Origin of the sequence: Thiospirochaeta perfilievii (assembly GCF_008329945.1) — a bacterium.
Taxonomy (GTDB): Bacteria; Spirochaetota; Spirochaetia; order DSM-2461; family DSM-2461; genus Thiospirochaeta; species Thiospirochaeta perfilievii.
On sequence record NZ_CP035807.1, the window covers coordinates 415,588 to 428,829 of the forward strand.

Consider the following 13,242-nt stretch of genomic DNA (forward strand, 5'->3'; position numbering starts at 1 on the left):
TAATATCTCTATAAGTTACTATAAAACTCTGATAGCTTAGTAAAAATAATTCCAAGAGCCATTGCTCCTGCATCAGGAAAGTTAAGACTTCTCTCCCCAACATAGCTAGCACGACCTTTATTCGCAGTCATTGTTTTAGTTTTTTCTGCTCCCTCTCTAGCTGCTTCTGCTCCTTTATTAAAGGCATCAGAAAAATTAAGTCCATTTTCAGCGGATTTTCTTAATGAGACAGCTGTGGGTATTAAAGCATCTAAAAGAGTCTTATCTCCTAACTGGGCATTTCCCCTTTTTTGTATTCCAGCGACTGCAGACTCCATTAAATCAGCAAATTCCCCCAAGTTTAACTCTGTTTTTCCCTTTGCAGACTTTCCCGCTGACCTAAAAGCAGATCCCCATATAGGACCAGATGCACCACCACAAAACTCAGTAATTATCATTCCTGAATCCTTTAAGAATGAACCAATATTATCCTTAGAAATATCTTCCCACTCACTATTTAACTGTTTAAAACCCTTAGCTACTGACATACCAAAATCACCGTCTCCAGCAACTGAGTCTAGTTCACAAAAATATACTTCATTATCAATGATAATCTCACCCATTTTTTTAATAATATTTACCATGTTTTCAGTTGTAATTATACTCATAATCTCTCCTATTTTTTAAACGCTAATGTATCCGCCTTAGCGTCATACAGGGATTTAAGTTCTTCATCTAATTTTAAAATGGTTAATGATGCTCCAGCCATATCTAACGCTGTCATATAATTACCAACAAGGGTGTCGTAAACATTTATGTTTCTCTCTTTAAGTAGTTTAGATACAGAGTTATTAAATACATATAACTCTTGTAAAGGAGTACTACCAAATCCATTTATCATAACAACTACTTCTTTATCATCATTAGGTAACTCTTTTAAAACTCTCTCAACACACTCTAGGGCTAACTCATCAGAACTCTTAACCTTCTCTCTTGCAACTCCAGGTTCACCATGAATTCCAACACCAAACTCAATCTCATCCTCTCCTAAAACAAATGTAGGAGTTCCCTTTGCAGGAACTGTACATGATGTTAGGGCAAAACCAATAGACTTTACATTTTTGATAACCTTTTCAGCTATCTCTTTTACTTCTAATAATTCAAGCCCCTTCTCAGCTGCTGCTCCTGCTATTTTATGTACAAAAACAGAACCTGCAACACCACGTCGACCAACTGTATAGAGACTATCCTTAACAGCAACATCATCATTTACATAGACTTTTTCAACTTTAATATCATCATCTTCATCTGCCATTTCAACTGCAGCTTCAAAGTTCATAATATCTCCAGAGTAGTTTTTAATAATTAGTAGTGTTCCCTTTTTTGATTCAGAGTCAACAATTGCATTGTAAACTTGAATAGTAGATGGAGAGGCAAAAACATCTCCACATACAGCTACATCTAACATGCCCTCACCTACATAACCTGCGTGGGCTGGCTCATGTCCAGAACCACCACCACTTATTAGAGTAACTTTTTCACTGTTAAACTTTTTTCTAGTTAATAGTTTATATCTTTTTTTAAAATTAAGCTGATTAGGATGAGCGGCAACTATCCCCTCGCACATCTCAACAACTAAATTTTCTGGTTTATTTATTATTTTTTTCATTCTATCTCCCTAATTTATCCGCAGTATAAATTGCTGCAAAAACATCATCTGAAGTAACTTTAAACGGCATGTTATGTATTGTTTCATTCTCTGCACAGGAGAGTTCTGCTACCGCTCTTACTTTTTCATCTGTAATAACATTAACTCCTAAATCTCCTAAACATGTAGGTAGTCCAACAGATTTACAATATGATAAAACCTCATCTAACTCACTTTTTGGTGCATTTTCTAAAACTAAATGAACCAGAGTTCCAAAGGCTACTTTCTCTCCATGGAAAAACTTATGTGTCTCTTCTAGGGCTGTTAAACCATTGTGTATTGCGTGGGCTGCAGCAAGTCCAGATGATTCAAAACCCATTCCACTTAGAAGAGTATTTGCTTCTATAATATTCTCTAGTGCTTGGGTTACACAGTTACTCTCTGATGCTGCAATAGCTTTTAAAGAGTCCTCTAGTAGTGTCTCATAACAGAGTTTTGCAGCAGCTACTGCTAACTTAGTACTCTTACCACCTGGGATATTGTCAGCAAAGGCTCTTTCACAAGCTCTTGCTTCAAAATATGTTGATAAAGCATCTCCCATACCTGCTATTAAAAATCTAGTTGGTGCTTTTGAAATAATACCTGTATCTACTAAAACTAGGTCAGGATTACTTCTATAAAATCTATACTCCTGAAACTCACCTTTCGCATTATATACAACAGATAAAGAGCTACATGGTGCATCTGTTGATGCAATAGTAGGAATTGTAATAACTGGTAACTCTTTTGAGTGGGAAACAGCTTTTGCAGTATCTAAAGCCTTACCTCCACCAAGTCCAATTATAACATCACAACTGTTTTCATTATTAATATTAATAAGTCTTTGAACTTCTTCTGTTGTACACTCAAGATTGAAACCACCATAAATAAGTTCAAAATCACACTTATTTGTTGCTTCATCTAATATATGTTGGACCCTAGATTGATCATCCTTTGAAGCAACTAATAGTGCTTTTTTACCAAATGCTAGAACATACTCTCCAAGATTAGCTAAAGCACCATTATCTTGAACATACTTTGACGGTGAAATTAATATTTTTTTCATAAACAATATCTCCTATATAAGTAAATTATCCCACGGAATTTACCTGCTGGCATTGAGTTATAAAGCTGAGATAGAGTAATTATTAGGTGTATTTTTTTAATATTTTGTGAAATAATAGTAACTTTATGCTCTTATGTGCTTTAAATTACTATTTAAAGATCTAGATTATTTCTATAATTTGATGGAGTCTTCCCTATATATTTTTTAAACACTTTAATAAAATAACCACAATCTTCATATCCTAAATCTAGGGAGATATTTACAATAGGTTCATCAGTAGTTTCTAACATCTCTTTTGCTCTTTTTAACTTAACAATATTAACATAACTAGAAAATGTTTCCCCTGTCTCTCGTTTAAAAATTTTACTAAAATATCCAGGGCTTATATTACATAAATAGGCCATCTTTTCCATATATATTTTATCCCTAAAATTATCTTCTATATACTCAAGGGCCGGTTTTAGTAAACTTAATTTATTATCCTTATATGGTGGGATCCCTTTTGTTTCAATTATATTAAATTTGTTTTCTATACTTCCAATATCTTGTAGTTTTTGGTTCGCTTCATAAAGTTGATTCTTTAAAGCCGCCTCACCTACAATGTGATTAGCTAAGTTATTTATCATATGGGCTATAGCCTCTATCTTCTCTAACTCCATTATACCTAACTCTTTATGTAAACTTTTTAACTCAGGGAAATTATCTAAGTTAACCTGATATTTTTTACTAACGATCCTTTCTAACTCTTCATTATCCTCTAAAAGTTTAACTTGTCCGGCCATTATTGCCCCAATGTATTGATCATTTACAACTATAGGAATTGCAATGTCTACTATATTAAAGTGGCAAAGATAGATATATGCATCTTGATTTCTAGCAGCTTCTAATCCTCCACGGGAGTCACACTTTTCACATAATTCGGTAAGCTTTTTATCTTTTCGAACTCTTGCACAAAATTTACTACATGAGCTATGTTTTGTTATAGGTATGCCCTTGTAATCTACCAATATAACTGCTAGCCCTGTTGCCTTAGCAATATCATCCTGCATTTTCTGAAATTTTTCTATATTTATAATATAATCCAACTGATCTAAATTAGAATTCATTTTGTAATTTTCGCATAGTTTAATAAAATTGAGTAGTTTAAAATAACTTTTTTCAAATAAATTAAACTTTAAAAAGTTACAACTCTCTTAAAATCAATATCTAGACTTAAAGAACTTAGATATTTGAGAAAACTAAGTACTAAACCTTATAACATATAGGAGATATCCCTATTCAATTTGAGTGTTAAACCTCATTCCTGTAATTAAAATTTAGATGTATTATTTATTCATTAGTTAAAGTTAATTATTAAAAGTTATTATATTTAAAAATGTAAATAAAAGTTGATTATAAAAAGTTAAAAAATTATTAAAAATCAGGGTCTGTAATAATACAGATTCTTTTTATCTATCAAAATATTAAACTATAATTTTATATAAAATAAGATAATCATACCTATAATCTATCATACTTTAGAGTTTAAACTCTCGTTAAATGACAAAGGTTGATCTAAATAATATAACTCAAAATTCTATACAAATTGATAACCTCATAATGCCTTTGTTGAGCTGACCAATCTATTGGTTCTGCTCCAACTGTTTATTATGGATTAATCTATCTACTAAATCTCTTAACTTATTATCAGGGTCATTTATATACATTGATTTCCCTTTAGGGTATAAATCAAATTCACCACTATAACTGACAACACCTGATAAAAATAAGTCATCTTCTCTATAATAAATCAAAATATGAGTTGACTTATCATTTTTAATAAAACTAAAAAATATTTTATCATATACCTTTTTTTGTTTCTTAGGCTCAAATATTACACTATTCATTGATGACGTAATAATATTATAATCTTTTGAATATTGTTCAATCTTAATTTTTTTTTCAACATTCCCAGCTGTATCAATAAAAACATGAACAAAATCAAAATTGTTATTTAGTATAAAATCCAACCTATTATTTGCTCTTATTCTACCAATAAATGAAACTAAAATAATTATGAAGAGAACTACTATTAATAATACAGGTCCGATATTTATTGTTTTTTTTTCATTCATTATTTATTAAAAACCTTATTATATCCCCATTCTGCATGTTGTTTATTCCTCAACAGACTATACTCCCATGCAGACATTCCATTAAAGACATTCCCTGCCCCTCCTCTACCAGCTGTAGTACCTGACGCACCTTCTGTCATTGCAGAGTAAAATTGTCTTTTTAATTTATCTTGTGAAAAAGGTACTACATCTCCAATGAGTTCTGTATAACCATTTAGCTGAGCAGAGCCAATAAAGAATCCTTTTCCCAATTTTATTTCTTTTCCATTAGATAGTTTTATGCCTGGAATACCCAAAGATACTCCACGACCTTTCCAATCTCCACTACTAATATTGTGTGTAGATCCTAAAACTAAATTTCGAATATTATCTGTATAAGGTCCAATTAAAGTTTCTGCTACTTTTCTCTGAGATAAATGACGAGGAAGCTTTGCATAGAACTCACTTATTCCTACATCTACACCGAAGCCTATTCCTAAACCTTTACCATTTGTTGAATAATTTGCGTAAGTAGCTTTGAAAACGTCATTTGTATCATGATTAGTTATAGTCGCAAAAGAAAGGCTCCCTGATAAGAAAGAATCAAGATTATCTGTTTGTCCACCAATTCCTGCTAATGCTGATAATTCTGCAAACCCAGCTGAAAATAAATACGTTGGAGCATCAATTGACATACCCTTTAAAGTAGAATCTCCTCCCAACCAATTACCTGAATCATCATATTTATCTCTTACTCCAGCAGCTTCAGCAGCTTCCTGCCAATCAGTAAAGCCAGCTTTATCAACTAAATGGTTGATGTAGTCTGTATCTTCAGTCGCAGTCCATGTTTGATCAGTTTTACTATATTCCCATTCAAGACCTGTCGGATCAATTCGATTTAGGGGGTTATTACCAGCATAAATATACCAGTTGTTACCATCTCAGCGGCTCACCCAAAATTAAAGAAACTAAAACACTATAGCTCTCTCTAAAAAATCCCTTCGCTTATAACTATGTCTATAAATATACAGGAGAACCAAGCTCCTGACCACTACTATTTCTGTTATGAATAATGATAACGACACGAAATTATTGATAGAAGATCTTCATCAACAGCGTAGATTAACCTGTTAGTATGATCTATACGTCTAGACCAAAATCCAGAGAGATTTTTTTTAAGTTCCTCAGGTTTACCAATCCCAACATATGGAGTTCTCATAGTATCCTTGATCAGCTTATTTATACGCTTTAAAGTCTTTTTATCCTGTCCTTGCCAATAGAGATAATCAGACCAAGCTTCTTTAGTCCAGGATAATCTCTCAATCATCAGCTAGCTCATGAGTTTCTGTCTGACCAGACCTATACTGTCCAATTGATTTCTCAAGATGTTTAACATTAGCAGGACTACTTAATAAATGAACAGTTTCCATTAATCCATTAAATTGATCTAAAGACATTACAACAGCGTCCTCAGAGTCTCTTCTTGAAATGATGGTATAATCGGCATCATCTGAAACCTGATCTAAAACTTTTTTAAAGTTGTTTCTAGCTTCTGAAAAGTTAATAACTCTCATAATATGCTCCTCTAACTTACTATAAACCATGAATACAAACATGTACAAGATATAAGGCAAGTGTTTTCTATTATTCATCTGGATAAAGCTCATTTTCTCTTGGATGATAAGTTTTATGTAGTTTCTTTAATCCCTTAACAATAACTTTTTTGTAAATTACAGTTGTTTAAATTGAATAATGTCCTAGAAATTCCTGGACTAATTAATGATAGCTCCGTTTTGTAGAAGATGAGTTGCGCAACTATGACGGAGAGATTAAGGAGTAAACTCCTGCCCATCTAGGTTTGATAACTCCAGGTATTTTTTGAATCTTCTTCTTACCATATCTGCTGTTAGTTTCTGATAGGAGAAGTTTAAAAATAGAGATTTCTGGTTTATATTTACGCCCTTAGGTTTATGACCACTTAAATTCCTAGATACCATTTAGAAAACTATATAGATTACTTTATTGATACTATCTCAATAAAACTATTTCTGCTCTGATTTATAAATAAAAAAGCCAACCAGAAATAAATTCTATTTTCATAAAATAATTTCAAAGGGTTGGCGATCTATATTAACACAGCTTAAAGCTGTTGATTATAAAAGAAAAAGTCTAGCGATCACCTACTCTCCCACTAACGCAGTACCATCGGCGCAACTTGGCTTAACTTCCGTGTTCGGTATGGGAACGGGTGTGGCCCAAGTGCTATCATCACTAGACAAAATTTTAATTAAAAACTCTTTAAAAAAGTGTTTAATTAAAACAACTTAAGGGTAAACTTAAGTCTGTTTTAACGATTAGTTTTAAAAATAAAACTAAATAGGGTATAAAAATCATATCCTGTTAAGGAAAATAAAAATATGGTCAAGCCTCACGGGAGATTAGTACCTCTCAGCTAAATACATTACTGCACTTACACTTGAGGCCTATCAACCAGATCATCTCTCTGGTCCCTTTAGGAGAGTTAAACTCTCAGGAATGTCTCATCTTGAGGCGGGCTTCCCACTTAGATGCTTTCAGCGGTTATCCCTCCCGAACTTAGCTACTCTGCAATTACCGTTGGCACGATAACAGATACACCAGAGGTTCGTCCATTTCGGTCCTCTCGTACTAAAAATAGATCCTCTCAAACATTCAACGCATGTGGCAGATAGGGACCGAACTGTCTCGCGACGTTCTGAACCCAGCTCACGTACCGCTTTAATTGGCGAACAGCCAAACCCTTGGGACCTGCTTCAGCCCCAGGATGCGATGAGCCGACATCGAGGTGCCAAACTTTGCCGTCGATATGAACTCTTGGGCAAAATAAGCCTGTTATCCCCGGAGTACCTTTTATCCGTTAAGTGACGGCCCTTCCACTCGGGACCGCCAGATCACTAAGACCTACTTTCGTACCTGCTCGACTTGTAAGTCTCGCAGTCAAGCTACCTTCTGCCTTTGCACTTACAATCTGATTTCCAACCAGATCAAGGTAACCTTTGCGCGCCTCCGTTACTCTTTAGGAGGCGACCGCCCCAGTCAAACTGCCCACCAGACATTGTCCAAAAACCGGATAACGGCTTCTGTTAGAAAACTAATTAAACAAGGGTGGTATTTCACCAACGACTCACCCCAACCTAACGATCAGGGGTCATAGTCTCCCACCTATCCTACACATGTTTAACCAGATTTCAATATCAGGCTGCAGTAAAGGTTCACGGGGTCTTTCCGTCTAACCACATGTAATCGGCATCTTCACCGATACTTTAATTTCACCGGGTCTCGGGTTGAGACAGCGTCCAATTCGTTACACCATTCGTGCGGGTCGGAACTTACCCGACAAGGAATTTCGCTACCTTAGGACCGTTATAGTTACGGCCGCCGTTTACCGGGGCTTCAATTCGCTGCTTCGATAAATCTAACAACTCCTCTTAACCTTCCGGCACCGGGCAGGTGTCAGTCCCTATACTTCATCTTACGATTTCGCAGAGACCTGTGTTTTTGGTAAACAGTCGATTGGACCTCTTTTTTGCAACCTCTCCTCGCGGAGTAGGCCATACTTCTCCCTAAGTTACGTATGTAATTTGCCGAGTTCCTTAACCCGAGTTATCCCGTACGCCTTAGCATACTCAGCTCGCCTACCTGTGTCGGTTTGCGGTACGGTTCCTGTTAATCGAACCTTAGAGATTATTTCCTGGCACGATGAATCCTCTATCTTCCTGCACCCGTAGGTTTAGTACCCTTAACAACTCACCTCAAAATGCGGATTTGCCTACATCTCTCAAAAGCTTGTTGCTTGGACCGGAACTACCATTCTCCGGCATAGAATCTCCTTATGCGTCATCCCATCGAAATTAACAGAAGTACTGGAATATTAACCAGTTTCCCATCGACTACGCTCTTCAGCCTCGTCTTAGGGGCCGACTCACCCTGGGAAGAAAACCTTTACCCAGGAACCCTTAGGCTTTCGGCGGGAAGGGATCTCACCTTCCTTTTCGTTACTCATGCCTGCATTCTAACTTGTGATACCTCCAGCAATCCTTCCAGATCACCTTCAACAGCCTACACAACTCTCGTCTACCATCCGTATTAATACGAATCCGTAGCTTCGGTACTATGCTTAGCCCCGTTACATTTTAGGCGCTCGACTACTCGACCAGTGAGCTATTACGCACTCTTTCAAGGAGTGGCTGCTTCTAAGCCAACCTCCTGGCTGTCTTTGCAATCGAACTTCCTTCTCCACTTAGCATAGTTTAGGGACCTTAGCTGACGGTCTGGGCTCTTTCCCTCTTGACCATGGATCTTATCACCCACAGTCTCACTGCAATATTTTGTTTATCGGTATTCAGAGTTTGAATAAGTTTGGTACCCGGTGAAGGGCCCTAGCCTAATCAGTGCTTTACCTCCGACAAAAATCATATCACGCTGATCCTAAAACCATTTCGACGAGAACCAGCTATCTCCGAGTTTGATTGGCCTTTCACCCCTATTCACAAGTCATCACTGCCTTTTTCAACAGACTAGTGTTCGGTCCTCCACTTGATTTTACTCAAGCTTCAACCTGCTCATAAATAGATCACTCGGCTTCGGGTCTACGGCAACATACTTGGCGCCCTATTAAGACTCGGTTTCCCTCCGGCTCCGGTACTTCTATACCTTAACCTTGCATATTAACGTAACTCGCAGGCTCATTCTACAAAAGGCACGCCATCACGTCTCAAGGACGCTTTGACCACTTGTAAATCCACGGTTTCAGGTCTATTTCACTCCCCTCCCGGGGTGCTTTTCACCACTTCCCTTACGGTACTCGTTCACTATCGGTAGCTATCTCGTATTTAGCCTTGGAGGGTGGTCCCCCCAGATTCCAGCAGGATTTCTCGTGTCCCGCTGTACTCAGGAATATACTCTACAGCTATATTAGTTTCGCTTACGGGACTATCACCCACTCTGGTACTAGCTTTCCAGCTAATTTCTGCTACTAATATAGTTTCTTACTGCAGTTCGCATCACACAATACAAAACAGTACATCCTACAACACCCCTACTGCAACTCCGTGCAGATATTACACAGTAAAGGTTTGGGCTATTCCCCGTCCGCTCGCCGCTACTAAGGGAATCTCGTTTGATTTCTTTTCCTTCAGGTACTTAGATGGTTCAGTTCCCTGAGTCTCACTCCAATACACTATTTTATTCATGTAAAGGTAATAGACATCCAGTCTATTGGGTTACCCCATTCGGCAATCTGGGCGTCAAAGGATGTTTGCTCCTTAACCCAGCTTTTCGCAGCTTACCACGGCCTTCATCGTCGGATAGCTCCAAGGCATCCACCATGGATCCTTATTCGCTTGACCATATATTTTGCTAGCAAAATATAGTCGACAAAAGTTTCAAAGAAACTTCGACAGACATATCGTTACTATCAAAAATATTTGTGCTTTCACACTATAATTTTTATACCCTTCGCTACTTAGTTGTACCTGACAGAAGTTTTATAGAAACTTCGATAAGGTTGTACTCTAAAAAAGTCTCTTAGAAACTTAAATTGAGTTTTATGCCAATTAAGGCAAGTCAAACATTTCTAATAGAAAAGTTTGATATTTAAGCCACTGGAATCGAACCAGAATTAATCTTACCAAAGACTTAATTTGGGGCTGACAAGAGTTGAACTTGTGACCTCACGCTTATCAGGCGTGCGCTCTAACCAACTGAGCTACAGCCCCGCTTACTGACCAGAGACTAAGTCTTTAGTCAACTATATATTAGTATTGAAACTTCAACACCTTCATAATGCAAGCACTATGAATAATAAAAAAAGAGAAAAAATACAAACCAAAATCATACTGCAGTTTTACTTTACAAGAGTTACCTCTCTTGAATGTCTTTTACCCAAGACATTTAGGGTTTAAAGATAAATCTTTAAGGTACTTAGTAAAAACTAAGCTTCCCTTTCTCGTAGAAAGGAGGTGATCCAGCCGCACTTTCCAGTACGGCTACCTTGTTACGACTTCACCCCCCTTACTAAGCATACCTTCGGCGCCGTCCTCCATAAAGGTTAGACTAACGACTTCGGGTACCCCCAACTCGGGTGGTGTGACGGGCGGTGTGTACAAGGCCCGGGAACGTATTCACCGCATCATGCTGATATGCGATTACTAGCGATTCCACCTTCATGGAGTCGAGTTTCAGACTCCAATCCGAACTGAGACCGGCTTTTTTGCGGTTAGCTCCACCTCGCGGCTTCGCATCACTCTGTACCGGCCATTGTAGCACGTGTGTAGCCCAGGGTATAAGGGCCATGATGACTTGACGTCGTCCCCACCTTCCTCCGGTTTGTCACCGGCAGTCTCGCATGAGTCCCCAACTTAATGATGGTAACATACGATAGGGGTTGCGCTCGTTGCGGGACTTAACCCAACACCTCACGGCACGAGCTGACGACAGCCATGCAGCACCTGTAATAGTGTCCCCGAAAGGAAAGAACTATCTCTAGAACGGTCACTAATATGTCAAACCCTGGTAAGGTTCCTCGCGTATCATCGAATTAAACCACATGCTCCACCGCTTGTGCGGGCCCCCGTCAATTCCTTTGAGTTTCACCGTTGCCGGCATACTCCCCAGGCGGTACACTTAACGCGTTAGCTTCGGTACCGAGGTTTGACCCCCGACACCAAGTGTACAAAGTTTACGGCATAGACTACCAGGGTATCTAATCCTGTTTGCTCCCTATGCTTTCGCGCCTCAGCGTCAATCCAGGCCCAAAATGTTGCCTTCGCCATTGGTGTTCTTTCTAATATCAACAGATTTCACCCCTACACTAGAAATTCCACATTTCCCTACCGGATTCTAGTTAATCAGTTTCCTGTCCGTTTCCGGTGTTGAGCACCGGTCTTTCAAACAAGACTTAATTAACCGCCTACACGCCCTTTACGCCCAATAATTCCGAACAACGCTCGCTCCTTACGTGTTACCGCGGCTGCTGGCACGTAATTGGCCGGAGCTTATTCATGAGCTAACGTCATCTACTACTCATTTCCTAGTAGTTTTATTCCTCACTCATAAAAGGATTTTACAACATCTCTGCATTCTTCATCCACGCGGCATCGCTCCGTCAGACTTTCGTCCATTGCGGAAGATTCTTAGCTGCTGCCTCCCGTAGGAGTCTGGGCCGTGTCTCAGTCCCAATGTGGCCGATCACCCTCTCAGGTCGGCTAACTATCGTCGCCTTGGTAGGCTCTTACCCCACCAACTAGCTAATAGTGCGCAGACTCATCTTTCAGCACAGCAAACGCTGCTTTCCTCTAAAAGCTAAAGCTTAAAGAGATTATTCGGTATTACTCCATGTTTCCATGGGCTATCCCCAACTAAAAGGTAGATCATCTACGTGTTACTCACCCGTTCGCCACTCTCGGAAGTGCAAGCACTTCCTACCGTTCGACTTGCATGCTTAAAACGTGCCGCCAGCGTTCGTTCTGAGCCAGGATCAAACTCTCCGTTATTATGTTTACTAACCGAAGTTAGTAATAACTAAGTTGATCTTTATACTCATTTGGTTCAACTATAAAGTTGTAAACTATCTCTCATAAACACCTTACAAAACTAATAGTTTTGCAACATATTTTATGATTAAAAAGTTTTATGTATTTTTTCCCTTCTCTATTAACAATGTAATACTTAAGAGGTTAATAAAACTGCTTAATAATAAACAAATTAACATTAAGATTTTAGTTACAAAACAAGCTCTTATTAGAAGTTGTTGTTGCAACGCTCAATGAATGTATCAATTCATAGTTTTTTTGTCAATACTAAAATATTTTAATTTAAAAACATTTTAGTAATTTAAACTGTTTAAGCTAAATTGTAACTTCTACAGTGGAGTATCTTTTAATAAAAGAGTTCTCCGTAACAACGAGACGTAATATAGCAATCAACTATATTTTAGTCAATCTCTATATGACACAAGTTATTTAAAAATTATATTGCTGTAATACCCGCATCTACTAAGGATTTAGCAGCAAGATCAATTTTCTCTTTTAAAACTACAACATGATTCGCTTCATAGGATGAAATTATCCAAAATGATACCTCATTCTTAGTAATAGCTAATGAGATTTTCTTAATAATTCCTAAATTATGAAATCCTTCACAATCAGAAATTTTTATAAGTTTTAAATCCTTTAGCTTAGTACAACATGAAAGGTTAATTTCTTCATCACAAATCATTGTTAACTCATTATCAGTTTTTGTAACATTAAAAAATGATGATTGATAAATCTCTCTAGGAACACCCCTATTCTCATCTAATCTGTATAAACAGAAGCTCTTATCTATTATTTCAAATTTCATAACTATATTTATACCATGGGTAAAAAATAACAAACACT

10 protein-coding genes, 1 tRNA gene and 3 rRNA genes are annotated in these 13,242 nt (G+C 37.5%); all 14 read right to left on the reverse strand.

Annotation, left to right across the window (positions count from 1 at the left end; genetic code table 11):
- Window positions 1–8: 8 nt before the first annotated feature.
- On the reverse strand, window positions 9–647 hold the full coding sequence (gene dhaL, locus EW093_RS17590) for a dihydroxyacetone kinase subunit DhaL (RefSeq protein ID WP_246745062.1): 639 nt from the start codon (window positions 645–647) through the stop codon (window positions 9–11).
- A gap of 8 nt (window positions 648–655) precedes the next feature.
- Window positions 656–1,648 carry a dihydroxyacetone kinase subunit DhaK gene (gene dhaK / locus EW093_RS17595; RefSeq protein ID WP_246745063.1) on the reverse strand — a complete coding sequence of 331 codons (993 nt, stop codon included), beginning with the start codon at window positions 1,646–1,648 and terminating at the stop codon, window positions 656–658.
- A gap of 1 nt (window position 1,649) precedes the next feature.
- On the reverse strand, window positions 1,650–2,732 hold the full coding sequence (locus EW093_RS01855) for a glycerol dehydrogenase (RefSeq protein ID WP_149566756.1): 1,083 nt from the start codon (window positions 2,730–2,732) through the stop codon (window positions 1,650–1,652).
- Between the two features lie 152 nt (window positions 2,733–2,884).
- Complete coding sequence (locus EW093_RS01860) at window positions 2,885–3,838, reverse strand: PocR ligand-binding domain-containing protein (protein WP_149566757.1); 954 nt, start codon at window positions 3,836–3,838, stop codon at window positions 2,885–2,887.
- A gap of 516 nt (window positions 3,839–4,354) precedes the next feature.
- A complete protein-coding gene (locus EW093_RS01865) occupies window positions 4,355–4,846 on the reverse strand; it encodes a hypothetical protein (protein ID WP_149566758.1) in 492 nt (163 codons plus the stop codon).
- Window positions 4,846–5,520, reverse strand: coding sequence for a hypothetical protein (locus EW093_RS01870; protein WP_149566759.1), 675 nt, complete (start codon window positions 5,518–5,520; stop codon window positions 4,846–4,848). The genes EW093_RS01865 and EW093_RS01870 overlap by 1 nt, the downstream gene beginning before the upstream one ends.
- Window positions 5,521–5,888: 368 nt before the next feature.
- On the reverse strand, window positions 5,889–6,152 hold the full coding sequence (locus EW093_RS01875; RefSeq protein WP_149566760.1) for a Txe/YoeB family addiction module toxin: 264 nt from the start codon (window positions 6,150–6,152) through the stop codon (window positions 5,889–5,891).
- Complete coding sequence (locus EW093_RS01880) at window positions 6,145–6,399, reverse strand: type II toxin-antitoxin system Phd/YefM family antitoxin (RefSeq protein WP_149566761.1); 255 nt, start codon at window positions 6,397–6,399, stop codon at window positions 6,145–6,147. The genes EW093_RS01875 and EW093_RS01880 overlap by 8 nt, the downstream gene beginning before the upstream one ends.
- A gap of 255 nt (window positions 6,400–6,654) precedes the next feature.
- Window positions 6,655–6,822 carry a hypothetical protein gene (locus EW093_RS17230; RefSeq protein WP_187759788.1) on the reverse strand — a complete coding sequence of 56 codons (168 nt, stop codon included), beginning with the start codon at window positions 6,820–6,822 and terminating at the stop codon, window positions 6,655–6,657.
- Window positions 6,823–6,992: 170 nt separating this feature from the next.
- Window positions 6,993–7,101, reverse strand: a 5S ribosomal RNA gene (gene rrf, locus EW093_RS01885).
- 141 nt (window positions 7,102–7,242) lie between these two features.
- Window positions 7,243–10,212, reverse strand: a 23S ribosomal RNA gene (locus tag EW093_RS01890).
- Between the two features lie 295 nt (window positions 10,213–10,507).
- Window positions 10,508–10,581 (reverse strand) — tRNA-Ile (locus tag EW093_RS01895).
- Window positions 10,582–10,817: 236 nt separating this feature from the next.
- Window positions 10,818–12,357, reverse strand: a 16S ribosomal RNA gene (locus EW093_RS01900).
- The 16S, 23S and 5S rRNA genes sit together here with 1 tRNA gene alongside, the layout of an rRNA operon.
- A 475-nt stretch (window positions 12,358–12,832) precedes the next feature.
- Window positions 12,833–13,204 (reverse strand): ACT domain-containing protein, encoded by a 372-nt coding sequence (locus EW093_RS01905; RefSeq protein ID WP_149566762.1) that lies wholly within the window; start codon window positions 13,202–13,204, stop codon window positions 12,833–12,835.
- Window positions 13,205–13,242: the final 38 nt, after the last annotated feature.